Consider the following 25,113-nt stretch of genomic DNA (forward strand, 5'->3'; position numbering starts at 1 on the left):
GATTCGTTACCCGAGACGCTACAGCTGGTCGATGATCTCGTCGGCGAACGTCGACAGCGCTGCCTCTCGGTCCTCGTTCTGAATACCGATAATGGCGTGATCGAGACTCAGTTCCTCGAGCCGACTGAAGTACTCGCGGAACCACTCGACGCCAGCCCGGAAGCCGAGATGCAGCGGCTCGGGCTCGGCCGTTCGGTCGTCGGCCAACTCGACGCGCACCGCGATGGCAAACGGTTTCTCACCGGCGCGGTCGCGCCAGTCGTGGAGGTAGGTCTCGAGTGTGCGTTCGGGCAAGTGATAGAACAGCCAGCCATCGCCGTGCTCGGCGATCCACTCTTTCGACTGGCGGGCGTGGCCAGTCGGGAGCAGTGGGATCGTCTCACTGGTCGGCTTTGGGACGACATCGAGGTCTCCCTCCAAGGTCCCCCACTGCCCCTCGAGAGCGGGAAAGTCCTCGCGCCAGACCGTTCGGATGGCGTCAACGGACTCGCGAAACAGCTGCCCGCGGTTGTCGGGATCGACGTCGAAGGCAGGGTACTCCGGATCGCGGTCGCCGGAGGCGATCCCGAGGACGAGCCGCCCGTCCGAGAGTTGGTCGACCGTCGCCGCGGATTTGGCGACGTGCAGTGGGTGGCGAAGTGTGAGGACGACACTCGAGGTGCCGAGCGCGATGTCGTCGGTCTGGGCCGCGACGTGTGAGAGCCACGGCCAGGTGTCGAACGTCTGGCCGGCGTCGCCGAACTTCGGCCAGTCGGTCGGGACGTCACGCGCCCAAAGGCCGTCGAAACCGACCGCCTCGGCGTGTTCGGCGAGTCGGAGTTCGGCGTCGATATCCGGCTGCGAGCGGTTCGTTCCGGTCAGCGGGAAGCCAGCACCGAAGGTCAGCCCGTCGTGGTCGAACAGCCGTCGGTAGCCAGCGTTTACGTGTCCTCCGGAGTGCATTCGATCGTGCTATCGGGCGAAGCAGTATGACGATGGCGTTGTCCGACGGCCGTTGTCGGGCCACCACGTGCCAGTTACTGGATCACTCGCGTTGAATGACTGTGTTGCCACTCGGGCGACGCGAAAAAGTGGAGAATTCGAGATGGCAGTGGCAGCCTGGTCGTCAGTCGAGCCGATCAGTCGTCGGCGGGTGCAGCGCCGGAGCCTTCCTGGGCCTGCTCTTTGGTCCAAGAGAGCTTGCCGCCGGCTGCGAGGATTGCGCGCTCGCGCTCGGAAGCGTCGAGCGTCGCCGTGTACTCGTCCTCGCCGTTGACGCGGACGGTGAACTCTTTCTGACCGGAGGTGACGGCGTCGTAGACGTCGTCGACGATCTCGACGTCGTCGCCCTGCTCGATGTTCTCGTAGGTGTCCTCGTCGATCGTCAGCGGGACGATGCCGAAGTTGAAGAGGTTCGCACGGTGGATGCGTGCGAAGCTCTGTGCGAGGACGCCCTCGATACCGAGGTACATCGGGCACATGGCAGCGTGCTCACGCGAGGAGCCCTGGCCGTAGTTCTCGCCGGCGACGAGGAAGCCGCCGTCGGCGTCAGCGGCGCGCTGGGCGAAGGTCTCGTCGACACGGCTCAGGGTGAACTCCGAGAGCTTGTCGATGTTCGACCGGTACATCAGGATGTCCTGCGTCGCAGGGATGATATGGTCGGTCGTGATGTTGTCCTCCATCTTGAGGAGGGCGTCGCCCTCGATGTCGGAGTCGAGCTGGTCTTTCAGCGGCACGTCGCCGATGTTCGGGCCCTTGACGAGCTCGTCGTCGGGGGCCTCGTCGGGCGTGATGAGGTCGGTCTTCGAGCCGTCGTACTCGTCGGGCAGCTCGATACCGGGTGCCTCGAGGTCGCCGAGTTCGTCGGCGAGGTCGCGCGGGTCGATGATCTCGCCTTTGATCGCCGCAGCGGCGGCGACTTCCGGCGAACAGAGGAAGACGTTGTCGTCCTCGATACCCGAGCGGCCCTCGAAGTTGCGGTTGAACGTCCGCAGCGAGACCGAATCAGAGGCGGGGACGTGGCCGATGCCGATACAGGCACCACACGTCGCTTCCGAGAAGTTGACGCCAGCGGCCATCATCTCCGCGACCCACCCCTCACGGGCGAGCATCTCGGAGGCCTGCTTGGAGCCGGGCGCGACGATCATCTCGGTCGTCGGGTTGACCTCGCGGTCCTCGAGCATCTTCGCGGCCGGGAGGATGTCCTCGTAGCCGCCGTTGGTACAGGAGCCGACGATGACCTGTTCGACGGACTGGCCGGCGACTTCGCTGACGGGCACGACCTTGTCCGGCATCGAGGGCTGGGCGATCAGCGGCTCAAGGTCGGAGAGGTCGACGACGATCTCATCGTCGTACTCGGCGTCGTCGTCGGGCTGGAGTTCGACGTACTCGTCGCCACGGTTGACGCGCTCGAGGTAGTCTTTGGTCTGCTCGTCGGTCGGGAAGATCGACGTGGTCGCACCGAGCTCGGTGCCCATGTTGGTGATGGTCATCCGCTCGGGTGCGGTGAGCGACTCGACACCGGGGCCGGTGTATTCGAGGATCTTGCCGACGCCGCCCTTGACGGTCAGCCGTCGCAGGAGCTCGAGGATGACGTCTTTCGCGGTGGCCCACTCGGGGAGTTCGCCCTCGAGGCGGACGTTGACGACTTCGGGCATCTCGATGTAGTAGGGAGCGCCACCCATGGCGACGGTGACGTCGATCCCGCCAGCGCCGATGGCGAGTTCGCCGAGACCGCCGGGGGTCGGCGTGTGGCTGTCCGAGCCCAGCAGGGTCTTGCCGGGGGCCGCGAAGTTCTCGCGGTGGACGTTGTGACAGATGCCGTTACCGGGGCGAGAGAAATACGCGCCGTAGGTACCGGCCGCAGAGCGGAGGAAACGGTGGTCGTCAGTGTTCTTAAAGTCGAACTGATAGGTCTGGTGGTCACAATACTGTGCGGCGATTTCGGTCTGGACCTCGTCCAGCCCCATGGCTTCGAACTGGAGCCAGACCATGGTCCCGGTCGTGTCCTGTGTGAGAACCTGGTCGATCTCGATCCCGATCTCCTCGCCGGTCTCGAGTTCGCCCTCGACGAGGTGGTCGTCGAGAATCTTCTCGGTGAGCGTCTGTCCCATAGCACACCGAAATGGGCCGTCTATCATGATAAAACCAGCGTGTTTCTACGAAGCGTAACCGTCATGAGAGTATCTCAATTGGTAGTCTGAACGTTCTTCGTGTGATAAGTGTACGCCCACCAGAGATTTGGTCCGCCTCGGGACTAGTGGTTCGTCACGCCTGCCGTTGCGGGTCGAACCGATCGCGGTTCTCTGGTTCGACTCGCACGTCGACGCGTGACGGAGTACTAGCGTGTCAGGTGGTACCGACTCCTCGAGAGGTCGCGAACGGACATGCTTTTCTCGTCGCCGCGGCGTTAACACAGGTATGTTCCGTTCCGGTGCTTTCGTCGCCGACCACGTCTCGCCGACGACCGACGCGCAGATTCAGCCCAACGGCGTGGACCTCACTGCCGACATCGTCTTCGAGCAGCTAGAACCGGGCCGCATCGGCACGGAAGACAAGGAGATCGGCGACCGCGTTGCCCGCCCCCTCGAGGAACTCAAGGAAGCCGACCCCGACACCTACTACCTGCCAAAAGGTGCCTACGTGGTCCGCTACGGCGAGCGGATCGCGATTCCGGAGGGGCACGTCGGCTTCGTCTACCCCCGGTCGTCGCTCATGCGCAACTCCTGTATGCTCAACACGGCGGTGTGGGACGCCGGCTACGAAGGTCGTGGCGAGGGCCTGTTGCAGGTCCACCACGACATCGAACTCGAGCGCGGTGCCAGAATCGCCCAGCTCGTCTTCGCCGAGGCCGACCACGAGGACGTCTACGACGGCAGTTATCAGGGCGAGAACCTCGAGTGACCGGCGACTGGCGCTGACCGACGTCGTCCCCTCGCCTACCGGTTCGCATACCGTTTTGGCAGTCCCCGACCTACGATCGAGCGAGCCCCGATGATGGCGACCACCCACGCGTTTACCGGCCTCGCGATCGTCGCGCCGCTCGCTTACGCCCTCCCCGAGTTCGCGACCGCACTCGCCGTCGGCGCGATCCTCGGCGGCATCGCTCCCGATTTCGATCTCGTCTTCGCTCATCGACGAACGCTACACTTTCCAGTGACCGGGCTCGCCGTCGCCGTTCCCGCGGTTGCTGTCGCAGCGAGTACCCCCTCGAGCCTGACCGTCGCGGTCGCCGCGGCCGCCGTCACGGCCTGGCTCCACGCCGCAAGCGACGCGATCGGTGGCGGCCTAGAGATGGACCCCTGGAACGACCGTACCGAGCGAGCCGTGTACGATCACGTTCGCAGCCAGTGGATCCGTCCGCGGCGCTGGATCCGCTATGACGGCGCACCGGAAGACGCCGCGGTCGCCGTCGCGCTCGCGATCCCGGCGCTGGTCGTCTTCGACGGCTGGCTCACGCCCGTCATCGCCGGCGGCGTGGCCATCTCGCTGTGCTATGCGCTGGTTCGCCGGCGACTCGTCGCGTGGACGCCCGACTGGCTCGAGTGACCGGTCGGCCTCGGCGACTGTCTCGCGAGCCGAAGTCGGAACGCTGATACGCGCGCTGGCCGAGCGGCTCAGTATGGTCGACCAGCTCGCTGCCAGAACGACACATCTGGTATTTGCCGCACTCTGGGCCGGTAGCGTCTGTTTCGTCGCCGCCGTCGTCCTGCCGCTGGCACGCGACGGGGCGTTCAACACGACCCGCCCGCTCGAGGTTATCTCGAGCCGGCTCACCACTGTCTCGCGAGTGAGTTCACTCGTCCTGTTTCTTTCGGGGAGCCACCTGGCGGGGACCACCTACACCGTCGAGAGTCTCTTCGGCTCGGTCAACGGGTGGCTGGTGCTCGCGATGGTCGCACTCTGGCTGGTCCTGACGGCACTCGTCGAGATCGCGGCAAAGCGATTCGAGGCCGGCCTCACCGGAAAGAAGATCCGCGAGCCGGCACGCGAGGCGCTGCCGATGTTCTGGGCTGCTGCCGTCGCCGCCGTCGGATTGTTGGTCGTCGCGGGGCTGCTCTCAGCCAACGTCGCGCGACTGCTGTAGGACAGCCCGATACGTCCAGCGCCGATGGCTACGGACGTTCTTACGAAAGATACTTAGTCAGTTACTGTAAGGTACTCGCTAATGATCAGGGGTAAAGAGATGGTCTTCTCGCTTCTCGCGGTGGGAACGGCTGCCGTGGCCGGGTACGTCCTCCGTTCCGGGCGATCACGGACCTCCGCGTCGCGCTCGAAGGCCGACCTCGGTGCCCGTCTCGTCAGCCCGGCTGCCGTGCCAACCGACGCGACAGTGGTCGACGCGTCCGCACGACGGCTCGGCGAAATCCCCGGTGCGCGACGCGCACTGGATCGGGCAGTCCGCAACGGCGCGCGCGAGGAATGGGAACACATCACTCTCGAGCGCGACGGTGCCTGGTCGGTCGTCGACCGGATTCGCGAGTCGCTACCCTACTACGAGTCCGACACCGACGCCTACAACGGCGTCTACGTCCGGTACAACGACCGCATCGTCGTCCTCGATGCGATCGGCTGGGCCCGGCTCGAGGAGCCGATCCAGTAGGCGACACCGATCGCTCCGGCTGGTCGGTCACAGGCTTCGGTTCTCGGACAGTCGGCGATCGTCACGAGCCGCCGCGCTGCGCTCGGCACCGTCGACGACCGTCCACCGCCCCGAATCGCAACCACTACCACCGCGGCCACCAGAGCCCCATCCATGCAACTGGGCCTGATCGGACTCGGACGGATGGGACAGATCGTCGTCGACCGAACCCTCGCGGCGGGCCACGATGTCGTCGCCTTCGATCTCGACGACGAGGCCGTCGCAACAGCAGCCGACGCCGGTGCCGACCCTGCCGACTCGCTTGCGGACTTCGTCGACCAGCTCGGATCGGAGAAACGCATCTGGCTGATGGTCCCCGCCGGCGAGGCAGTCGACGTCACGCTCGAGGAACTCGAAGACCATCTCGACGGCGACGACGTCGTCGTCGATGGCGGCAACTCCTACTTCGAAGATTCGGTGCGCCGCGCCGAGTCCTGTCCGGCAGCGTATCTCGACTGTGGTACCTCCGGCGGCCCCGCCGGTGCCGAACTCGGCTTCTCGCTGATGGTCGGCGGTCCCCAGTGGGCCTACGACGAACTCGAGCCAGTCTTTGACGCCGTCGCGACCGGCCCCGACGGCCACGAGCGGATGGGCCCAGCGGGATCGGGCCACTACGTCAAAATGATCCACAACGGCGTCGAGTACGCCCTGATGCAGGCCTACGGCGAGGGCTTCGAGCTGCTCCACGAGGGCCGGTTCGATCTCGACCTCGAGAACGTCGCCTCCGTCTGGAACAACGGCGCGGTGATCCGGTCGTGGCTGCTCGAACTCTGTGAGGAGGCCTTCCGCGAGGAGGGCACCGACCTCGGAACAGTGGCCGACCGCGTCGAGGGTGGCTCGACCGGCACGTGGACCGTCCAGGAAGGTCTCGAGCAGGAAGTGCCCCTGCCGCTGATCTATACGGCGCTGTCCGAACGGTTCGGGTCGCGAGCCGACGACGGCCGGTTCTCGCGACGGCTCGCGAACCGGCTCCGCTATGGCTTCGGCCGTCACGAGGTCCCGCGCCGAGAGTGATCGAGGCCGACAGAGACGCGATCGATCTCGACCGGTTCGGTTCACCGTTTGCCGTGGAGGGGCCAGCCTCGAGGCCATAGCTGTTGCAGAAAGGGGAACCGTTATGTCTCCGCTGTGGCTAGAATCGCTCGAGGGCGCGTAGCTCAGTGGACAGAGTCCTTGGTTCCGGACCAAGATGTCGGGGGTTCAAATCCCTCCGCGCCCGTGCAGCGAGGAACGCAGTGACGAGCGAACCGGCACGGAGGATTTGAAGCAGAGAACGGGGAAGAATGAGCCGTTCGCGTGGTTCAAATCCCTCTCGCGTCTGTCGGTTGAGAACTCTTTTCCACCGTTCTCGAGAGTGACACCACGTACGTCGAAGCTGCAGGGAGACACTGGTTTCTCCAAACGCTTATTTTCACATAATCAAACATATTGGCTCCATGGCCGAGTGTGCACGGTGTAGTGCGTTCACCGACAATCATGCAAAGGGAGACTATCCATACTGTGACGATTGCCACGATCGATTCGAGAACGTTCGGGAGAGCGGCGTGATCGTACGGCAAATTCCTGATTCGGGGGAGTATCAAATCGACGTGACTACCAGTACGGGACGGAATCAGGGTGGAACGGAGAAAACACAAGTCGATGCACTTGCGCGCGGGAAGCACTTAGCCGACAAATATGGCCTCGAGGCGCTGTTCGAATACCAGCGAAGCGGTTCACAGTGGATGCTCGACGAATACCTGCAGGCCCATCCCAAGATCAGACAGGACGTCCGAGAGCGACTGCGTCGCACGCCGGAGAAGACAGACGGTGGCTTCGTGAAACGACTTCGAAACTTGTTCTGAAATCCGCCTCGGCGACCGGCAGTGACCGATCGCGAGCGATGGGCAGGGCCGATGTGGACAGAGACACACCACCGTTGCAAGTGAAGCTGTAGAACAGGGGTGGGGTGGGTGTCGCCGGTCGTCGCTGCCTCGAGCCGACAGCCCCAACGAAACGCTGTGAGCGGCCGACGACTGGAACAAACGCGGGTACGCCAGACCGAGCCGTGTAATCGATCTGCCACAATATGTCAGCGCTTTAGACGAAACCGTGGACTGTTCACTCTAGCACTCCCACTAGACTAGTCTTCACATGAAATAGTGGTGTGTGTGAGTTCACTTGCATCAGATGAACAAGTGGCTTTAAGTAGTGTATGTTGCTTGGTACGGATATGCCTCGGTTCGAGCGGAAGCAGAACATCTTCCGGAACAAGGACGCCCTCGGGGAGTCGTACCAGCCCGAACGGATCGAAGAGCGCGACGACGAGATCGAGGCGTATATGGACGCGCTCCAGCCCATCATCGACGGCTGGGAGCCAAACAACATTTTTCTCTACGGGAATACAGGCGTCGGCAAAACCGCCGTCACGGACTACCTCCTCGATGTCCTCCAAGAAGACGTCACCAGATACGATGACGTCGACCTCTCCGTGCTCAGCGTTAACTGCAAGACGCTCAACTCGTCGTATCAAGTCGCCGTCGAACTGGTCAACACGCTCCGACCTGCGGGTGCCGAGATCAGCACGACCGGCTACCCCCAACAGACCGTGTTCAAGAAACTCTACAGCGAACTCGAGGCACTCGGCGGCACGGTCGTTATCGTCCTCGACGAAATCGACTCGATCGGCGATCGCGACGAACTCCTGTACGAACTCCCACGGGCGCGCTCGAACGGCTATCTCGAGGCGACGAAGGTCGGGCTCATCGGTATCAGCAACGACTTCAAGTTCCGTGAGCAGCTCGATCCCCGCGTCCAGGACACGCTCTGTGAGCGCGAACTCCAGTTTCCACCCTACGAGGCGTCCGAACTCACGAATATCCTCGAGTCGCGAGCCGAGGTCGCGATCGCGGACGACAGCTGTGACGACGGCGTCCTCAATCTCTGTGCGGCACTCGCCGCCCGCGACAGCGGGAGCGCCCGGCAGGCGCTGGATCTCCTCCGGCTGGCCGGAGAGGTCGCGGAGAACAACGACGACGAGGAGATCCAGGAACACCACGTCGATCAGGCGCGCTCGAAACTCGAGCAAGAACGCGTCGAAGAGGGGATGCGGGAACTGACGACCCACGGCCGCCTCGCCTTGCTGGCAGTCGTCTCGAAAGCCGCCAAGGAGTCGACGCCCTGCCGGACGCGGGAACTCTATCAGGAGTACGAGGCGCTGTGTGAGTCGGCAGGCACCGACTCGCTCGCCCAGCGGTCGGTCCACAATCACCTCTCCGATCTTCGGATGCTTGGGATCCTCTCGGCGAAGGAAAACCGCAGCGGCTCTCGAGGCAACTACTACAGTTACGAACTCGACGTGCCCTTTATGAGTGCCGTCGACGCGATGGCCGACGTGCTCTATCTCGATGCGGAGATTGAGACGATCCGTGACATCGCACGGATGAACGACGTTGTTTGAGACCGTCGGGTCGGTCTTGGACAGGTTGTGCCTCCCCACACCACCGTTGCGAGTGAACGCCGGTCGAGCCACCTCGAGTCGTGGTGATACCGTTGCCACCTGTGATTTCACTTGTATCGGTGGTGCGTCACCGACCGTCGTTTGATGACAGCCCCGTCGGTTGACCGATCGATCCGGCTTCCAGTCGGCGCGTGTTCACGTGCAAGAGTGGTGTCCGTGGGAACCGGATCCAACTCGAGCGATGTTAGTGTGTCCTGTTCACATGAAACAGTGGTGTGTCGCCGACTAGTTCACTTGCAGCGATGGTGTGCGAACATGGCCAGCATGTCTCTAAACGGGCTCTCGAAGCGCCCAGACGTCCGCGAGTGGCTCGAGCCGGTGTGGCTCCGCTCCGCGGTCGGTTAAAATGCCAGTATGGTACAGCATCGCCTTCAGCTGGAACACCGTCGGTGAGTGGTAGACAGTGCCATCCTCGAGCGCCGAGCGTCGAAGGTCGCCGTCGTCGGTCAGCACTCGGCTTCGAACGGCATCGTCGCCCTTGATGAACAGTTCGACGGTAAAGGTCGGATGCAGTGCGTGTAAATACTCGACTGTGTCGACCAGCGACGGCTCCGCGATTCCGTCCTCGAGCATCGTCTGCAACTCCGAGACCAGCAGTTCCGTTGCGGGATAGGCAAAGACCACCCGCCGAGCCAGCCGTCCCCACGCCGGCGCGAGGTCGACGAATCGTTTGGACGACCGGTACCAGCTTTCGAACTCCGCAAGTGCCGCCTCGACGGTCCCGTAGCGTGCCTTCGCAAAGCGGACGACCTCTTCGCCGAGCGAGGTCAGCTCGATACCTTCCACACCGACGCGGTCCTCGATCAACCCCAGAAACGCGGCCCCGCGTCGGGCTGCCGTGACGGCGCTTACGACCTTGTGCTCCGAAAGCAGGGTCTCGTTCTCCCCAGCCGCGTAGTGTGCCAGCGGGTAGCCGAGGTAGTTCTTCGGATGGTTCAACCCGAACGACGCGTCCGCGACACCCTGGACGCTGGCCTGAAATCGCAGCGCCGTTGCCTCGCTCGTCGTTCGATTGCCAACGACGCGTGGCACCTCGAGTGCCTCGACTGTCCCCGCTGTATCCACACCGAGTACGCCGACGTTCAACTCCCGTGCGAGTGTCCGATCGGTCTGGGAGATCGAAGCCGCTGGTGCGGCGAGGTAGGCCGCGTTCGCTTCGTGGAGTCGGTCGTACGCTTGGACGATCCCGCGTTGGGTGTCGACGCCGCCGCTCGCGTGGCCTTTCGCCTCGATGGCGATCAGTGGCGGGTCGTCGCCGAGCCGGTCGACGGCCAGCAGGTCTGACTCGAGGGGTCGCACGCCAACGAGATCCGGATAGCCGCCGCCGATCCGGACGTGATTGAACGGAGCCAGCCGCTCTCTGATCGCGGGATCGACCGGCTGGCCGGGACGCCACTCCGCTGTCGCAAACTGGGTATCAGCCACCGCATACGCGGTCGACTCGTCCTCGTTCGGGAAGAGTCGCCCTTTCGTGTGGGCCAGCACCTGTGGTTCCGTCAGCGGCCCAGCCGCGCTACTCATGGGTCGTCATTGGCCAGCGCGTTCATTATTGTTCTGACACCGGCTCGAGATGGCTGACACGCGGCCCGTGATCGATCGTGGGATGCCCTACTGCCCTACTCGGTCCGTATCGGAGCAGCCTTTGTATCTCGAGTACGTTCCGGCAGCTATGAGCGAGGCGATCCTCGTCTACGACGACGACTGTGGCTTCTGTACGTGGTGGGCCGAGTTCTTCGCGGCGCGGTCGAACCTCCGTCTCGTCGGCTTTCGCGACCTCACCGACGAGTTGCGCGAGCGCCTGCCCGACGACTACGAAGAGTGTGCACATCTGGTAACCGACGACGAGGTTTCCTCTTGTGGGGCCGCGGTCGACGAAGCGCTCCTCCGCGCCGACATCGGCGGTCCCGTCGATGACGTCGTCACGTTCCTCCGGCAGTTCGACGACTACGAGCAGTACCGCGAGCGAGCCTATCGGTGGATCGCGAACAACCGCGATCGGTTGGGGACGTATCTCTCGACGACGCCACCGGCACGTCGAGAATCGAGCGACAGTTGAGCGCGTCGCTCGGCGACGCTGCGCGTTGACTCGTCCCGAAAAGAGACCGCTCGAGCGACTCCGCCGAACACCCGTTGGGTGCCGTTAGTCGTCGATCAACGACCGCTCCGCGTTGGCGGCGATGAGGGACGCACCGACGACGACGGCGACGGTCGTGACGAGCGGGTTCACGAGACCGAGGACGGCCGGCGGGATGGCGATCGCGTTGTAGACGAACGCGAGGCCGAGGTTCTGCCGGAGTCGGTCCTGTGCGGCCCGCGCTAGTGTAAACGCCTGATCGACGGCGGCCAGATCGTTGTCGACGATCGCGACATCGGCCGCGTCGGCGGCGAGTGCCGTGCCGCTGCCCAGTGAGATCCCGAGATCGGCCGCGGCGAGTGCCGGCGCGTCGTTCGTCCCGTCGCCGACCATCGCTACTCGATCGTCGATTTTCATCCGCTCGACAGCCGCCGTCTTCCCCTCCGGAGAGACGCCGGCAAAGACGTGGTCGACGCCCGAATGCCGGTCGAAGACGTCGGCGGCCGGTCCATCGTCGCCGGTCAGAACCACGATGTCCATCCCCGCGTCGTCCAGTGCTGTGACCGTCTCGTCCCACGTCTCGCGGGGTTCGTCACCGACGACGACGACACCCTCAGCGGACCCGTCTCTCCCGACGACGACGGGGAGGTGGCCCGCGTCCCGTGTGCGCTCGAGTCGTGCCGCGAGATCGTCGGTGATCGTCCACCCGCGCTCGCGGAAGAGATCGGGGTGGCCGACGAGCACCGTTCGCCCGTCGACGGTGCCCTCGACGCCGGTGGCGTGCGTGTGGAAGTCCTGTACCTCTCGCTCACCGGCCGCAGCCGTCCCGCCATCTGTGCGAGCCACATCGTCGCCGGTTCCGCTCCCGTCGAACGCCTCGGCGATCGCCGTCGCTGCCGGGTGGGCCGCACGCTGCTCGAGCGCGGCAGCGGCCGTCAGGAGATCGTCAGGCGCGTCGGCTTCGAGGACGGACATCTCGCCGGTCGTCAGCGTCCCGGTCTTGTCGAAGACGACGGTGTCGACCGCCCGCAGGCGCTCGAAGATCGTCTCGTCGAAGACGACGATCCCGCGCTCGAGGGCTTCCTCGAGGGTCGTTGCGACGGAGTACGGCGTTGCGAAACCGAGCGCCCACGGGCTGGCGACCATGAGTGTCATGAGGACAGCCAGCGCGGTCGTCAGGGTGCTTGCGCCGGAGAGGGCAGTTCCCACGCCGACGACAATCGGGGCCGCGAGGACGATCGGTGCAAGTCGCGCTGCGAGTTCGTCGGCCTGACGCGTGACGCCGTGGTCTGCGCTCTGGACGTTCCAGACGACCCGCATGAGCCGGTCGATGCTGCTGGTCGTCCGCTCGCCGACGTCGACGATCGCCGCGTCAGTCGTGACGATCGACCCGCCGACCACCTCGTCACCCTCGCGTTTCGTGACCGGCAGTGACTCGCCGGTGACCACGGCCTCGTCGACTGCACACTCGCCCTCGGCCAGCGTCCCGTCGACGGGGATACGTTCGCCCTCCCGGACGAGAACTTGATCGTCCGACTCGAGGTCGGCGACGGGGATTTCCGTCGTCGAGCCATCGTCGGCGTAGTAGCGCGCCGTATCGACCTGCGAGACGGTGAGATCGGTCAGTCGGTCGGTCGCGCGGCGCTTGACCGTCGCCTCGTAGTAGGTCGCGCCCATCACGACTGACGCGACAACGATCGTCAGGTCGAAGTAAATAGCGCTCCGCCCGAGTCCGGAGACGATGATGCTGAAGACGTACGCGCTGACGATCGTCAACGACGCGAGTAAGTCCGTCGTCGGTCGCCGGAGTTTGAGACTGACATATGCGCCCCGGAGCAGCGGGCCGCCGGTCAGATAGAGGATCGCCCCGGTCATGATCAGAAACAGCGGGAGATACAGCGGGCCGGTGAACCCCGTAAACGCACCCTCGAAGTGCGAGATCGCACCCCAGTTGATAAACTCGGTGAGATACATCGGGTAGAAGACGGCCACGAACGGCAACAGCAGGAACGAGCCGAAGACGATCCCTACGATGTATCGCATCTCGAGCATGTCTTCCGAGCGGCGCTTCCGGATGCCGGTCATCTCCCGCGAGCGCCGTGTGCCGCCGGTCTCGTCGTCGGCAGTCGCCTCCTCGCGCAGATAGGCCGTATAGCCAACCGTGCTCAGCGCGTCCTCGAGGGCGGCCGCCGAAACCCGATCCGGATCGTGATCGACCCGGACCGTCTCGGTGACGTAACTGGCCTCGGCGTCGATGACACCCTCGCGGTCCTCGGCGACAGCCTCGAGGAACGCCTCGCAGGTCGCCGAGTGCATGCCGTCGACTCGGAGGAACGTGCGGACGGTGTCCGGGTCGTCCGCGGCCGCTCGTCCAGTGGCCGTACTCTCACTGTCGGTCCCAGGTTCGGGTGGGGCGTCGACTCCGCGTCCGACCGGCGCGTCGTCATCGCTCGCGTCAAACTCGGCGGCGATGTCGCGACAACCCGTCGAACAGAAGCCACTCGAGACGGGTTCGCCGGCAGTCCGCGAGAGCGGTGACCCACACAGCCGACAGCGGTCGAACTGGTCGTCGCCCGCGCGTCGATCGCTCACAGTAGTCGCTGCGCGTTCGACGGCAATAACAGTGGCCGATTTCGACGGCCACCGTCGACAGCCGGCAGTCGCCCCGTCGGCTCAGGTGGTATCCAGCTCGAGACGCGAGAACGTCCACGACGTGGCCGAAGTCGACTCGATATCGATCCCGTCCGTGAGGTTCCGCGCGAACAGCGTCCGGGACGTCGGTCGGAGCAGCGTCGACAGGGGCGCTCGCGTATCCGGATAGAACCGGAATCGAAGCGGCGCGGGAAGCGTCTCGCCGAACGCCTCGATGTAGCTCCGGTCTGCGAAGTCGTCGAGCGCCGCCACGAGCAGCGCCTCGAGCGCTGCCGTCTCGGTCTCGAGCGTCCGCGGAAGCGTCTCGACGAGCCGCACGTGATCGGCAGCGCTCGAGACGACCAGCGCAGCCACCGGCTCGCCGGCACGACGTGCGACGTAGCTGATGTACGTCTGGGCAGGGTTGTCGAACCGCCAGCGGTAGAACGCCGCGGTTCGATTCGTGTGGATCGCATCGGGAATCGAGCGCCGATAGACCGCGGCAAGGGTGTCAGCCGGTGGCGGCGTCGTCCGCTCGATCTCGAGGGTGGACTCGGCGTCGACGAGCAGCCGGTCACAGACTCGATGCGTTGCCGTGACAACATCCCGAAGCTTGGTTGTAACCGCGGCGGCCACGCCCGTCTCGCTCGCTCGCGATCGGCTCCGCGTTGTGTGCTGTGTGTCAGTGGCCACTCGCTCGAGGACGCCCGCGGGGTTTTGCGGGCGGTAGTAGGCCGGGACCGTCCCGATCTCGCGCCAGCCGTGCTTGCGATTCCCGCGTTTCGAGTGCTCATTTGGGAAGTTGAAGAAACACGACGGCCGACCGTCGGTGTAGCGCTCGATGGCCCGTTCGTTCATGCGGTCGAACAGGCCGCGCTTGCGGTGATCCGGGTGGACCATCGTATCGCAGGGCTGGAACGCGGGGAGGATGGTGTCACCGGCACGTAGTTCCTGGGCGAAAAACGAGCGGAAGCCGACGGGGTCGCCACCGTCGCTGGCCACGATGATCGGGACGTGATCGGCAAACGGATTCTCGCGGAACTTCCAGCGAAACCAGTCGGCGCTTCGCTCGTGTCCGAACACTGTTTCGTACATGGACAGGAACGTCGCTCGATCGGCCGGGTCGAACGCGCGGACGGTGTATTGCGTCGCCGTTCGTGTGGGTGTGCTCATGATCGAGGGCGTCTCACGCCCGCGTGCAGGGGGATAGCCTGCTGTGTGGACGCGAACATGCTGTCTCCACCTACCGGCAGAATACTGGTTGGCCCTGAATACGCCGATTCGACCGGTCGACGAACGTCTCCAGCAGCTGACTATCCGCCAGCGATGGGCCACAGCGGCGGCCACTCTTGTCGGTCGCACAGCGGTTTTCCATCACTGCCGTTCGACAACGGTCCCGTTCTCACCCACTGCGACCGCTCGATCGCCGGTGGCATCGACCGAGACGGCGAGCAGCGGCTCGGGTGCGACCGTGTCGGCTCGTTCCCACTCGGCCATCGGGGTCCGCTCGTGGATCGCGCCGACCGCATCGCAGGCGATCGTCTCCCCCTCGCGCCGAGTGAGCCCACAGATCGCCTCGTCACCGACTCGTTCGGGCGTCCACGTCTGCCCGTCGTAGCGGTGGACGACGCCGTCGTCAGTACTGACAAAACAGTCGCCTCGCCCCAGCGTCGCGAGATTCTCGAGTGTCCCATCGGCCCCTACCGGCCCGACGCGAGCAAACGAGTCGCCACCGTCGGTCGTCTCGAAGACGCCATCGTTCGTGTCACAGCAGTAGCCGACCGATTCGTCGGCCAACCCAACCCCGCTCAGACTCGAGCCGCTGCCGGGCGTAACAGGGTCGTCCCACGAGAGGTCGCCATCGCGATAGCGCCCTCTGAGGATGGCACCGGAGCCGTTGATCAACAGGACCGTCTCGTCGCCGTTCGATCCGCCGACAGCGACCCCGAGCCAGTTGTCGGTGATTCCCGCAGGTGCCGTGTAGTCCGTGTGGCGACCGGTCGCGGCCTCGAGTCGACCCACTGCGCCGCTATCGCCGGCAACCCAGATGGCCGCTCCGTCGGCCGTGGCGGCGACCCCGTGGAGGTCCTCGCCCGTGGCGGCCGGTCCATCCTCGAGCGTGATCGACCACTCACGGCCTGTGCTGTCGGGGGCCGCTCCGGCGAGAACCAGCCCGTCTTCACCTACTGCGTGGACCGCGCCGGCCGCGGTGACACAGACGTCCCGGAGCGTCGCCTCGATCGGGGCGTCGACGATAGTCCAGGTGCCGGCGCGCTCGGGCTCGGGACTCGTCTCGTCGGCTGCCCGCTCGAGCGGCACGGTCTGCGCGTCCGTCGAACCGTCGCCGGTCACCGCCGTCTCCGTGCTGTCGGCAGTGACGTCGCTCTCGGCTCGGTCAGTCGACGCCTGCCGCAGGTACAGCACGATCGGCGGCACGACATAGGCGGCGAGCGCGAGGACGGCGAACCCGCGGTGGACGATCGTCAGCGTCCCGAAGGCGGTCATGCCGGCCGCCGCGACCGCGTGCACCCACGTCTGCGCGTAGTGGCGAAAGAACGGGACGAATCCATCGCCGGACGATGCATCGTGGGGAGTCATTGCTCGACTCAACGGCGTCCGTCCAGTATCCGACTGACGAGCAAAAGTATGCTGCAGGAACGCTGCCGAAGGCTGTCGCGGCGCGCGAAACAAGACTATACGACGTCGTCTCTTCTGTGGGAGGGACCGTCGACGGCTCGCCGAATCGAAGGTGGGTACGCGACTACCGGCGACTGCCGACCGACCAAGCGACGGCCGCCGGCCGCCGGGTCAGAGCGTGACGCTGCGACCGTCGTTGCTGAAGTCGCCTTGCGTTCGTCGCCGACGACGAGGCGGGGGTGCAGTGTGATTGTTCGCTCGCTACAGATAGCCCAGCTCCGCGAGTCGATCTTTCGTCCCTGCACGGATCTCAACGTCTGCCCCCTCGTCTTCCGATTCGCTGGCCGCCTCGAGCGGGTCGAACCGTTCCTCGAGTCGGCGACGAAGCGTCTGCGCTCGCTGGGCGTCGTCGTCGCTGCTGTCGGTGTGCTCGAGTGGGTCGGTCCGAACATGGTGAAGCCGCTCGAAGCCGTCGTCGCCGCAGACGTACTTGTACTCGGCCGTGCGGATCGCCCGGAGCCGCCGGTCGAACGTCCGAACGCGCTCGGGGATGTCGCCGAACCGTTCCTCGAGCCGGTCGATCGAGGGCTGCGGGGCGACGTATTCGGCGTAGATCGCGTCACGGGCGTCGTCGCTCGAGCCAGAATGAAGCGACCGGCTCGACCACTGTTCGCGGAGCGCAGGATCGTCCACGCCGGCCGTCTCGAGCAGCGTCGCGGGGAGATCGAGTAGTTGAACGAGGTCGTGGCGTCGCTCGCCATCGGTGAAGGGACCGCCACAGAACACGAGCGGGACGTTGAGAACCGTGTCGTAGAGGTTGTACTGGTGACCGAAGAAACCGTGTTCGCCGACGTGCTCGCCGTGGTCGCCACAGACGACGAACAAGGTGTCCTCCCACTCGCCGGCGTCCTCGAGCGTGGTCCGGAGTCGGCCGAGCTGGTGGTCGACGTAGGCCAGTTCCGCCCGATAGAGGCCCCGGAGCATGGCGAATTCGTGATCCGAGAGGTCGTACTCCTCGCAGTCGTAGGCACGGGGGTCCTGTCTGATCGCGGTCGCGTCTTCGTAGCTGGCACCGTCGGGGAGGAATCGCTCGGCGTACTCCCGCGGGGGATCGTACTCGACGTGGGGTTCGATGAAGTTACAGAACAGGAAAAACGGCCGGTCGCCGTCTCGACTGCCGAGCCAGTCGGCGATCCAGTTGCTCGCCCGGTCAGCGCCGTCGTCGCTCGATGGCTGTACGAACTCGCTGTAGAGGACGTTGGCGGCGTTGACCAGCGGATTGCCGTCGAAAAGTCGGTTTCGCGTTGCCGCGAACTTCTCCCGGAGGTTCTCACCGCGAACCACGGCTCCCATGTCGGCGTCGGACTGGATGTACTGCCAGCCCTTGCGAAGGTCGTCGAATCCGCGGTCGAAGCCGAACTCCTCGGTGATCCAGGTATTGTTCGAGACACCGATCGTCTCGAATCCCGCGTCGGCGAACGCCTCGGGCAGCGTTCGCAGGTCGCCGTCGAGATAGGTGTGTCCGCCGTGGGTGCCGTGTTCGGAAGGATACGTCCCGGTGAAAATCGACGCGTGAGAGGGCAGCGTCCAGGGCGCGGTCGCAAAGGCGTTCTCGAAGGGGGTTCCCGCCGCAGCCAGATCCGTCAGCGTCGGCATCAGTTGCGCATCGACGCTTTTCGCTCGAGCCGTATCGAGAACGACGAGAACGACGTTTCGCACAGTGCTATGTGACTCGTCGTCACGTCCGTTGTACTCCGACATAGGAGAGTACTCCACGACAGACAGGGAAGGTCGTCAGCCCGGAGCATGCAGGGTGGAAATCGAAGAAATCATCCGTTACCGGAGCGGAAACCGACGATCTCGACAGTGTGTGCTGGCTATCAGTTCCGCCCGCAGTTGCCATCGGATCACACCCGCCGGTAGCAGCCATCGTCGGCGCGGGGTAGTCATCTGCTGGTCGAATATTCATCCCGCCGTAGCGGCTAGGTCGATATCGTTCCAATGACGACAGATACAGATCACGACGCGACGACGGACATCTCGCCGAACGAGGGCGACGACCTCGAGCAACTGGACACGCCGATCGGACGAGCCGCCGCGATAACAGCCGATGCACTCGAGAGCGGAACGCTGCCGCTGGTCGGCGGCGGACTCATGCTCGGGGCGGCGATCCGATCGCTGGCCGCGAACCGACAACGGGCGATTCCACTTGGCATCGCCGGGGGCGCACTCGTCGGGCTCGGGCTCCAGAATCGCCGCTCGAGCAGAGAGGGCGTTCCGGACGTCGAGAGCCAAACGGCGGGCAAAGAAACGTCGGACGAGGCCAGCGCCGCCGCCGACCGCATCGATGCCGGCCGGGTGTCCGAGGTCCAGCCCGGCGACGAGATTGCGGATGAGCCGGAGATAGACGAGACGCGAGACGAGGGGTCCGAGATCGCGTTCACCGAAGAGCCAGACGACGACCGATCCCGGTCCAGACCCGATCTCGGAGCAGCCTCAAAAGACCCGCGACGCGACACCGAGGACGACGAGGTGGCGGTCGACGTCTCCGATGCGGCACTGGCCGACGAGGAAAGCGAGGCCACAGGTCCGGATCCGCGACAGGCCCAGCCAACCCAGACCGAAGACACGGAACCGGACGAGAGCCCCGCGGAGGACGCTTCGAACATGACGGTCGATCCACCCGACACGGACGAATCAGAGTCGGAGTCTGACGACACGGACGCGACAGACGACGAGTCAGCGGATCGCGACTGATCTCGAGTGCCAGTGTGACGGCCTATTGCGAGCGAATGGGCGACCCCCGGACGAGGTCACCGACGTGGTCCGAACGATACAGGACCGGTGCCGTGACGAACGCGGCAGCGGCCAGTCCGAGGAGGCCGCTCCCGGCGATCACTGGCACGGCCCAGTATGAGACCGTGACGGCAGCCAGCCCGACGACGACGAGGGCCGCGACGGTTGCTCTGGCGATCAGCGGCCGGCTGGTCCGGATCGGCCCGTTACCGGCCTCGAGATCGCGAACGAGGACGGCGAGTTGCCAGCCGGCAAACGCGCCCAGTGACGTCCCGAACAACAGGACGGCATCGGGATCCGTCCGGGCCGGCACGAGCGAGAGCACAGCAACGCCGACCGCGATCGCGAATCCGATCGTGCCGCGGTGGTCCGGATACCGGTCGCAGAGTCCGGCCGCGAGCAACAGAAACACCAGCGCGACGGCGACGCCGGCAATGACATCGACGAGGTAGTGGACGCCGAGCGCGACGCGGGAGAAACTGACTGCCGTAATGATCCCCGCCGCACCGAGGTATCGCTGCCGGCGCGTCCCGACCGAAAGATACTCGGCCAGACTCAGATAGACGATCGTCGACATGAGGGCGTGGCCGCTCGGGAAGCCGTAGCCGGTCGCCGTCGCAGTGGCCCGATACAGCGGGTGGACCGTCTCCGGCAGCGTCTCGACTGCCACGAACACCCGGTCGGGCCGCGAGAGCGCGAAGACCTCTTTCAGCCCCGTGATCAGCGAGAGGCCGGCCAGCGTCACCCCGAGGACGGTTGCGGCTTCGTCACGGCGGTCCGGCACTGCCGCCCAGTAGACGACCCCGACGAGGAAGCCGAGAAACCACACGTCGCCGAGTTGGGTCACCAGCCCGAGCAACACGACACTCCAGTCGGGGGCGACCGCACGAAACGAGTCGAACCAGCCGATCCCGCGAGTCATGTCCTACGCTACGGACGACGTGATACATAAACGATTTCCGTGGCCGCGACAGCTGCAACACCGATCGGGTAGCCAACGGAGAGAGTCACCGGAACGCGGGAAAACCCTCATCTCCGCGTCACCTGTACCCTTCAGGGACGCCGGCCGTCGGCGTGGTGTCCGGCCCAATGAGCGAAACAACCGAGCCCGAACCAGAGCACGAGCGCATCGATCCGAAGTACGACCACCGCCGCGAGGAGGGCGTCGACGAGACCGCCCTCGAGGCCCTGCTTTCCGACTACGCGATCGGGCGCGACGACCACGAGAACGCGCCTGCCTTCGTGATCCGACCGGACGAGGTCCGGGAGGTGGTTCGTCTATTGCGCGACGAGGCGGGTTTCGACCACCTCACGTGTCTCACGTCCCAGCAGTATGAGGACCGCTACGAGTCGCTCATCCACCTGACGAAGTACGACCAGCGCACTCACGAGGTGGCGCTGGTCATCCCACTGCCGACGGACGAGCCGGTCTGTGAGTCTGCCGAACCGGTCTTTCGCACCGCCGACTGGCACGAACGCGAGGCCTTCGACCTCGTCGGCATCGAATACGACGGCCATCCCGACCTCCGGCGGATCCTCCTCCCCGAATCGTGGCAGGGTCATCCGCTGGCGCTGGATTACGATCAGGACAAGCCACAGGTCGTCCGGTATGCCGAACACGCAAACCCACTGCAGGGCGACCGGCACGTCCCCGAGTCGGACACGATGTTTCTCAACATCGGACCCCACCACCCGGCGACCCACGGCGTGCTCCACCTCGAGACGGTGTTAGACGGCGAGTCAGTCGCAGACGTCAGGCCCGACATCGGCTATCTCCACCGCTGTGAGGAACAGATGTGCCAGCAGGGGACCTACCGCCACCAGATTATCCCCTACTCGAACCGCTGGGATTACACGGCGAACCTCCCAAACGAGTGGGCGGTCGCCCGCGCGATCGAGGACATCGCCGACATCGAGGTGCCCGCCTACGCGCAGATCCTGCGAACGATGGCAACCGAGTTCGGGCGCATGCTCGGGCACTTCCTTGCCGTCTCGACGTTCGCACTGGACGTTTACGGCGACTTCACCGCCATCTTCCAGTACGGCATGCGCGACCGCGAGGTCGTCCAGGACATCTTGGAGGACCTGACCGGCCAGCGAATGATGTTCTACTACTTCCGGCTGGGTGGTGTCTGCTGGGACCTGCCCGAACCCCGTGAAGAGTTCATCGAGAAGTGCCGAGACTTCTTGGACGAACTCCCTGCCAAGGTTGATGAGTACCACGACCTGCTGACCGGCAACGAGATCTTCCAGATTCGGACGCTCGACACTGGAATCCTCGAACCCGAAGTCGCCAAAGATTACGGCTGTACCGGGCCGGTCGCTCGCGGATCGGGGATCGACTACGACCTCCGGCGGGACGATCCCTACGGCTACTACGATAATCTGGAATGGGACGTCGTCACCGAAGACGGCTGTGACAACCACGCACGCGTGCTCGTCCGACTGCGCGAGGTCGAGGAATCCGCGAAGATCATCGAGCAGTGTCTCGACTTACTCGTAGAGTGGCCCGAAGACGAACGAACCGTCCAGAGTAACGTCCCGCGAACGCTGAAACCCGACGCCGACACCGAGACCTACCGTGCCGTCGAGAGCGCGAAGGGCGAACTCGGCATCTACATCCGTGCAGACGGCTCGAACTCGCCGGCGCGATTTAAGATTCGCAGCCCGTGTTTCCACAACCTCTCGGCGCTGCCCGAGATGGCCGAAGGCGAGTACATCGCGGATCTGGTCGCCTCGCTCGGCAGTCTCGACATCGTACTGGGAAGCGTCGACCGCTGAGCGTGCGCGGTCAGCCGACCCGGTGTTCGCCGGCATGTTCGCCCCCAGTAGCGGAAATAATTTCTTGGATCTGCGACGGATTCGATAACCGTTAACTGTAGCGAGGTTCGGAACCAGCATATATGTCGATCGATGGATGGCGGCCGGCCGCCGAAACCGTGACCGGTCGCTGGTCGGCGCTGGAACGCGACTGGCAGAGCGTTATCGTCGGCGGGATGATCGTCGCACTGGTCAGCGCACTCGAGTTGCAGATCCCCTGGTGACGAGATGGCCGTCCGTCGTCTCCTGCCTGGCGTGTTCGCCCTCTGTCTCGGCGCACTGCTAGCGCGGGGACTCGCGCTGTCACTTGGCGTCAACAATCTGTTGCTCGCTATCGCACTCGGCGTCGTCGTGACGAACGGTGTCGGCATCCCAGCGCGACTCGAGTCCGGGATTGCGACACACAAACTCTGGCTCGGTGCCGGGATCGTCCTCATGGGTGCGTCGATCTCGGTCGAGACTGTCCTCGAGGTTGGCGGCCGCGTCTTCCTCGTCGTGATTGCCGTTGCGACGCTTACGCTCATCGTCGTGGAACTGCTCGCGCGAAACGTCTTCGGGCTGGCCGAACGGCTGGGCTCGCTGCTCGCAGCCGGAGCGAGTATCTGCGGCGTCTCGGCAGTCGTCGCGGTCGCCGGTGCCGTCAGCGCGCGCGAAGAACAGGTCGCCTATGCGGCGGCGACAGTGCTTTTGTTCGACGCGATTACGATCGCCGTCTATCCGATCGTCGGCGACCTACTGGAACTCTCGAGTACTGTCTTTGGGATCTGGGCCGGCGTCAGTATGTTCTCGACGGGGCCGGTCGTCGCGGTCGGCTTTGCTCACTCCGAGATGGCCGGCCAGTGGGCGACGATGACGAAGCTCTCGCGAAACGCCCTGATCGGCGTCGTCGTCCTCGCGTATGCGAGCTACTACGCTCGAACCGGCGACGGCGATACGCCCTCCGTCCGAACCCTCTGGGCGGAGTTTCCGAAGTTCGTCGTCGGCTTTCTCGCACTCGCCGCGCTCTCGAGTCTCGGGGTCTTTTCGGCGGCCCAGCAGACCTCGATCGAGCACGCGTACAACTGGCTGTTCCTGCTGGCGTTCGTCGGCCTCGGCACGGAGATTCAGCTTGGAGACCTCCGTCAGACGGGGCTGGTGCCCGCGTTCGTCGTCATGCTGTCACTGCTCGTCGCCAGCAGTCTCTCGCTTGCACTCCTGCTCGTGCTGTTCTGATCGCATCGCGATCGCGGCCGGCACATCTTCAACCGACTCGAGCGGCCCATCCCTGTCATCAATAGCGGAAATAATTGCCAGCGGGTGCGAGACGGACTGACGCCCCCTTTCGAGACGAGAGCGCCGTCATCGACGCCACGGAACTTACTTGACGGTGAGCGCGCAATGGACCGGCATATGTCCAACGGAGAGTTCGAAGGATACGGTGGACGATACGTCCCCGAGCCGCTTCAGGAGCCACTCGAGCAACTGGCGACGGCCTACGACGACGTTGCCACAAGCGAGGCGTTCCAGTCGGAACTGCGTGGCTTACTCGAGGAGTTCGCCGGTCGTCCGAGCCCGCTGTACTACGCGCGGAACCTGAGCGAGCGCTACGGTGCCGACATTTATCTCAAGCGAGAGGACCTGCTCCACGGCGGCGCACACAAGGTCAACAACGCGCTCGGGCAGGCCTTGCTCGCGAAAAAGGCAGGCCGCGAGCGACTGATCGCCGAGACCGGGGCCGGCCAGCACGGCACCGCGACGGCGATGGTCGGCGCTTTACTCAACCTCGAGACGGAGATCTACATGGGGAAAAAGGACGTCGAGCGCCAGGAGATGAACGTCTTCCGGATGCGCCTGATGGGTGCCGAGGTCAACGAGGTCACCCGTGGCGACGAGGGGCTGGCTGACGCCGTCGACGCCGCGCTCGAGGACTTCGCCGAAAACGTCGAGGACACCCACTATCTGGTTGGCAGCGTCGTTGGTCCCGACCCCTTCCCGCGGATGGTTCGTGACTTCCAGTCGGTCATCGGCGAGGAAGCCCGCGAGCAGATCATCGAGCGCACCGGCGAGTTGCCCGACGCCGCGGTCGCCTGTGTCGGCGGCGGGTCGAACGCAATCGGCCTCTTTCATGCCTTCCGTAACGACGACGAGGTCGCGTTCTACGGTGCCGAAGGTGGCGGGAAAGGGACCGATTCGTCACGACACGCTGCGCCGCTCGCGGACGGGAAAGACGAGGTCCTCCACGGGATGAAAACGCGGGTCATCGACGACGATGTCGAGGTCCACTCCGTCTCGGCGGGACTGGACTACCCCGGTGCTGGTCCCGAACACGCCATGTATCGGGCCGTCGGTCGCTGTGAGTACACGGGCGTCACCGACGACGAGGCGCTGGCCGCGTTCCGTGAACTGAGCGAAACCGAGGGGATCATCCCGGCGCTGGAGTCCAGCCACGCGATCGCTCGCGCGATCGAATTGGCCGAAGCAGGCGAACACGACACGATCCTCGTGAATCTCTCGGGGCGTGGTGACAAGGACATGGAGACGGCGGCCGCGAAGTTCGATCTCTAGGGCGGACGTTCGTCACCCAGCAGACGAGATCAGTCCGCATTCGAGGATCGTGTGCTGTCTCAAAGCAGCGTTCGAACCTGCGCCGTCAGTGCTGCCGCCTCGTCGGGATCGAATTCGCGTCGCGCCAGCGAGAGCGAAACGCCGTCGTCGGCAAATCGAGGTACGAGATGGACGTGTGCGTGATCGACGGTCCCGACCAGCGGCCCGGTCGTATGGAAGGTGCTGAACCCACTGGGTTCGAGGACGGCCTCGAGCGCGCTGGCGACGGTCCGAACGGTCTCGAAGACGGCTGCCGCGCCTGGGTCGTCACTCGTCAAGATGTCCGCTACGTGGGCCCGCGGCGCGACGAGCGTGTGGCCCCTCGTGGCCGGATTGCGATCGAGAAAGGCGATCGTCCACTCGTCCTTATAAAGGACGTGTGCCGACTGGCCGCCGTCAGCGAGTCGGCAGAACTCACAGCGATCGTCCATAGCCGTATTTTCTCTCGCGCCA

The 25,113-nt window shown here is 64.8% G+C and carries 23 protein-coding genes and 1 tRNA gene; 15 read left to right on the forward strand and 9 right to left on the reverse strand.

Translation table 11 applies throughout. The annotated features are described in order from the left end of the window. Positions 1-18: 18 nt before the first annotated feature. A complete protein-coding gene (locus BSG09_RS02960; RefSeq protein ID WP_092929919.1) occupies positions 19-942 on the reverse strand; it encodes an LLM class oxidoreductase in 924 nt (307 codons plus the stop codon). A gap of 176 nt (positions 943-1,118) precedes the next feature. Further along, the gene (locus tag BSG09_RS02965; RefSeq protein ID WP_092929921.1) at positions 1,119-3,092 is read right to left on the reverse strand and encodes an aconitate hydratase; all 1,974 of its coding nucleotides are present in this window, start codon (positions 3,090-3,092) and stop codon (positions 1,119-1,121) included. A 307-nt stretch (positions 3,093-3,399) separates the two neighbouring features. Between BSG09_RS02965 and BSG09_RS02970 the strand changes: the two genes are divergently transcribed. From BSG09_RS02970 to BSG09_RS03005, 8 genes are all read left to right on the forward strand, one after another. After that, positions 3,400-3,882, forward strand: coding sequence for a deoxyuridine 5'-triphosphate nucleotidohydrolase (locus BSG09_RS02970; protein WP_092929923.1), 483 nt, complete (start codon positions 3,400-3,402; stop codon positions 3,880-3,882). Positions 3,883-3,972: 90 nt separating this feature from the next. Next, positions 3,973-4,527 (forward strand): hypothetical protein, encoded by a 555-nt coding sequence (locus BSG09_RS02975; protein ID WP_092929925.1) that lies wholly within the window; start codon positions 3,973-3,975, stop codon positions 4,525-4,527. Between the two features lie 73 nt (positions 4,528-4,600). Next, on the forward strand, positions 4,601-5,065 hold the full coding sequence (locus BSG09_RS02980; protein WP_092930150.1) for a copper resistance protein CopD: 465 nt from the start codon (positions 4,601-4,603) through the stop codon (positions 5,063-5,065). 81 nt (positions 5,066-5,146) lie between these two features. Further along, positions 5,147-5,581, forward strand: a complete 435-nt coding sequence (locus BSG09_RS02985) for a hypothetical protein (RefSeq protein ID WP_092929927.1) — start codon at positions 5,147-5,149, stop codon at positions 5,579-5,581. A 153-nt stretch (positions 5,582-5,734) separates the two neighbouring features. Continuing rightward, positions 5,735-6,634, forward strand: coding sequence for a phosphogluconate dehydrogenase (NAD(+)-dependent, decarboxylating) (gene gnd, locus BSG09_RS02990; RefSeq protein WP_092929929.1), 900 nt, complete (start codon positions 5,735-5,737; stop codon positions 6,632-6,634). Positions 6,635-6,766: 132 nt separating this feature from the next. Further along, positions 6,767-6,839: transfer RNA gene (locus tag BSG09_RS02995), tRNA-Arg, on the forward strand. A gap of 217 nt (positions 6,840-7,056) precedes the next feature. Next, on the forward strand, positions 7,057-7,464 hold the full coding sequence (locus BSG09_RS03000) for a hypothetical protein (protein WP_092929931.1): 408 nt from the start codon (positions 7,057-7,059) through the stop codon (positions 7,462-7,464). Positions 7,465-7,832: 368 nt separating this feature from the next. Continuing rightward, positions 7,833-9,059 carry an orc1/cdc6 family replication initiation protein gene (locus tag BSG09_RS03005; protein WP_092929933.1) on the forward strand — a complete coding sequence of 409 codons (1,227 nt, stop codon included), beginning with the start codon at positions 7,833-7,835 and terminating at the stop codon, positions 9,057-9,059. 330 nt (positions 9,060-9,389) lie between these two features. Here the strand turns inward: BSG09_RS03005 and BSG09_RS03010 are convergent, their stop codons facing one another. Further along, positions 9,390-10,640, reverse strand: coding sequence for a hypothetical protein (locus BSG09_RS03010; RefSeq protein ID WP_092929935.1), 1,251 nt, complete (start codon positions 10,638-10,640; stop codon positions 9,390-9,392). Between the two features lie 148 nt (positions 10,641-10,788). On the opposite strand from BSG09_RS03010, the gene BSG09_RS03015 reads away from it, so the two are divergent. Beyond that, positions 10,789-11,175 carry a DCC1-like thiol-disulfide oxidoreductase family protein gene (locus tag BSG09_RS03015; protein WP_092929937.1) on the forward strand — a complete coding sequence of 129 codons (387 nt, stop codon included), beginning with the start codon at positions 10,789-10,791 and terminating at the stop codon, positions 11,173-11,175. 84 nt (positions 11,176-11,259) lie between these two features. Here the strand turns inward: BSG09_RS03015 and BSG09_RS03020 are convergent, their stop codons facing one another. From BSG09_RS03020 to BSG09_RS03030, 3 genes are all read right to left on the reverse strand, one after another. Then, positions 11,260-13,785, reverse strand: coding sequence for a heavy metal translocating P-type ATPase (locus BSG09_RS03020; RefSeq protein WP_092929939.1), 2,526 nt, complete (start codon positions 13,783-13,785; stop codon positions 11,260-11,262). A gap of 81 nt (positions 13,786-13,866) precedes the next feature. Then, positions 13,867-14,997 carry a GNAT family N-acetyltransferase gene (locus BSG09_RS03025; RefSeq protein WP_092929941.1) on the reverse strand — a complete coding sequence of 377 codons (1,131 nt, stop codon included), beginning with the start codon at positions 14,995-14,997 and terminating at the stop codon, positions 13,867-13,869. A 201-nt stretch (positions 14,998-15,198) separates the two neighbouring features. Continuing rightward, a complete protein-coding gene (locus BSG09_RS03030) occupies positions 15,199-16,422 on the reverse strand; it encodes a beta propeller repeat protein (protein WP_092929943.1) in 1,224 nt (407 codons plus the stop codon). Between BSG09_RS03030 and BSG09_RS03035 the strand changes: the two genes are divergently transcribed. Beyond that, entirely contained in the window at positions 16,422-16,643 is a 222-nt protein-coding gene (locus BSG09_RS03035) for a hypothetical protein (RefSeq protein ID WP_092929945.1), read from the forward strand. The genes BSG09_RS03030 and BSG09_RS03035 overlap by 1 nt on opposite strands. Before the next feature lie 79 nt (positions 16,644-16,722). Here the strand turns inward: BSG09_RS03035 and BSG09_RS03040 are convergent, their stop codons facing one another. After that, positions 16,723-18,222 (reverse strand): sulfatase-like hydrolase/transferase, encoded by a 1,500-nt coding sequence (locus tag BSG09_RS03040; protein ID WP_092929947.1) that lies wholly within the window; start codon positions 18,220-18,222, stop codon positions 16,723-16,725. Between the two features lie 240 nt (positions 18,223-18,462). Between BSG09_RS03040 and BSG09_RS03045 the strand changes: the two genes are divergently transcribed. Next, the gene (locus BSG09_RS03045; protein WP_092929949.1) at positions 18,463-19,218 is read left to right on the forward strand and encodes a midas domain-containing protein; all 756 of its coding nucleotides are present in this window, start codon (positions 18,463-18,465) and stop codon (positions 19,216-19,218) included. Between the two features lie 22 nt (positions 19,219-19,240). Here the strand turns inward: BSG09_RS03045 and BSG09_RS03050 are convergent, their stop codons facing one another. Then, positions 19,241-20,179, reverse strand: a complete 939-nt coding sequence (locus tag BSG09_RS03050; protein WP_092929951.1) for a phosphatase PAP2 family protein — start codon at positions 20,177-20,179, stop codon at positions 19,241-19,243. A gap of 167 nt (positions 20,180-20,346) precedes the next feature. On the opposite strand from BSG09_RS03050, the gene BSG09_RS03055 reads away from it, so the two are divergent. From BSG09_RS03055 to trpB, 4 genes are all read left to right on the forward strand, one after another. Continuing rightward, entirely contained in the window at positions 20,347-22,038 is a 1,692-nt protein-coding gene (locus BSG09_RS03055; protein WP_092929953.1) for an NADH-quinone oxidoreductase subunit D, read from the forward strand. Between the two features lie 122 nt (positions 22,039-22,160). Beyond that, a complete protein-coding gene (locus BSG09_RS20615; RefSeq protein WP_175542128.1) occupies positions 22,161-22,301 on the forward strand; it encodes a hypothetical protein in 141 nt (46 codons plus the stop codon). Positions 22,302-22,305: 4 nt separating this feature from the next. Continuing rightward, complete coding sequence (locus tag BSG09_RS03060) at positions 22,306-23,289, forward strand: YeiH family protein (protein WP_092929955.1); 984 nt, start codon at positions 22,306-22,308, stop codon at positions 23,287-23,289. A 177-nt stretch (positions 23,290-23,466) separates the two neighbouring features. Beyond that, positions 23,467-24,621: a tryptophan synthase subunit beta gene (gene trpB / locus BSG09_RS03065; RefSeq protein WP_092930153.1), complete on the forward strand. Its 1,155-nt coding sequence runs from the start codon at positions 23,467-23,469 to the stop codon at positions 24,619-24,621. Positions 24,622-24,680: 59 nt separating this feature from the next. Here trpB and BSG09_RS03070 read toward each other — a convergent pair whose 3' ends face one another. Then, complete coding sequence (locus tag BSG09_RS03070) at positions 24,681-25,091, reverse strand: HIT family protein (RefSeq protein WP_092929957.1); 411 nt, start codon at positions 25,089-25,091, stop codon at positions 24,681-24,683. Between the last annotated feature and the right edge of the window lie 22 nt (positions 25,092-25,113).

This window comes from Natrinema hispanicum (assembly GCF_900111485.1).
Lineage (GTDB): Archaea > Halobacteriota > Halobacteria > Halobacteriales > Natrialbaceae > Natrinema > Natrinema hispanicum_A.

Excerpts from the sequence above, each read along its gene's own strand:
- BSG09_RS02960 (WP_092929919.1), bottom strand. The coding sequence starts at position 942 with ATGCACTCCGGAGGACACGTAAACGCTGGCTACCGACGGCTGTTCGAC.
- BSG09_RS02965 (WP_092929921.1), bottom strand. The coding sequence starts at position 3,092 with ATGGGACAGACGCTCACCGAGAAGATTCTCGACGACCACCTCGTCGAG.
- BSG09_RS02970 (WP_092929923.1), top strand. The coding sequence starts at position 3,400 with ATGTTCCGTTCCGGTGCTTTCGTCGCCGACCACGTCTCGCCGACGACC.
- BSG09_RS02975 (WP_092929925.1), top strand. The coding sequence starts at position 3,973 with ATGATGGCGACCACCCACGCGTTTACCGGCCTCGCGATCGTCGCGCCG.
- BSG09_RS02980 (WP_092930150.1), top strand. The coding sequence starts at position 4,601 with ATGGTCGACCAGCTCGCTGCCAGAACGACACATCTGGTATTTGCCGCA.
- BSG09_RS02985 (WP_092929927.1), top strand. The coding sequence starts at position 5,147 with ATGATCAGGGGTAAAGAGATGGTCTTCTCGCTTCTCGCGGTGGGAACG.
- gnd (WP_092929929.1), top strand. The coding sequence starts at position 5,735 with ATGCAACTGGGCCTGATCGGACTCGGACGGATGGGACAGATCGTCGTC.
- BSG09_RS03000 (WP_092929931.1), top strand. The coding sequence starts at position 7,057 with ATGGCCGAGTGTGCACGGTGTAGTGCGTTCACCGACAATCATGCAAAG.
- BSG09_RS03005 (WP_092929933.1), top strand. The coding sequence starts at position 7,833 with ATGCCTCGGTTCGAGCGGAAGCAGAACATCTTCCGGAACAAGGACGCC.
- BSG09_RS03010 (WP_092929935.1), bottom strand. The coding sequence starts at position 10,640 with ATGAGTAGCGCGGCTGGGCCGCTGACGGAACCACAGGTGCTGGCCCAC.
- BSG09_RS03015 (WP_092929937.1), top strand. The coding sequence starts at position 10,789 with ATGAGCGAGGCGATCCTCGTCTACGACGACGACTGTGGCTTCTGTACG.
- BSG09_RS03025 (WP_092929941.1), bottom strand. The coding sequence starts at position 14,997 with ATGAGCACACCCACACGAACGGCGACGCAATACACCGTCCGCGCGTTC.
- BSG09_RS03030 (WP_092929943.1), bottom strand. The coding sequence starts at position 16,422 with ATGACTCCCCACGATGCATCGTCCGGCGATGGATTCGTCCCGTTCTTT.
- BSG09_RS03040 (WP_092929947.1), bottom strand. The coding sequence starts at position 18,222 with ATGTCGGAGTACAACGGACGTGACGACGAGTCACATAGCACTGTGCGA.
- BSG09_RS03045 (WP_092929949.1), top strand. The coding sequence starts at position 18,463 with ATGACGACAGATACAGATCACGACGCGACGACGGACATCTCGCCGAAC.
- BSG09_RS03050 (WP_092929951.1), bottom strand. The coding sequence starts at position 20,179 with ATGACTCGCGGGATCGGCTGGTTCGACTCGTTTCGTGCGGTCGCCCCC.
- BSG09_RS03055 (WP_092929953.1), top strand. The coding sequence starts at position 20,347 with ATGAGCGAAACAACCGAGCCCGAACCAGAGCACGAGCGCATCGATCCG.
- BSG09_RS20615 (WP_175542128.1), top strand. The coding sequence starts at position 22,161 with ATGTCGATCGATGGATGGCGGCCGGCCGCCGAAACCGTGACCGGTCGC.
- BSG09_RS03060 (WP_092929955.1), top strand. The coding sequence starts at position 22,306 with ATGGCCGTCCGTCGTCTCCTGCCTGGCGTGTTCGCCCTCTGTCTCGGC.
- trpB (WP_092930153.1), top strand. The coding sequence starts at position 23,467 with ATGTCCAACGGAGAGTTCGAAGGATACGGTGGACGATACGTCCCCGAG.
- BSG09_RS03070 (WP_092929957.1), bottom strand. The coding sequence starts at position 25,091 with ATGGACGATCGCTGTGAGTTCTGCCGACTCGCTGACGGCGGCCAGTCG.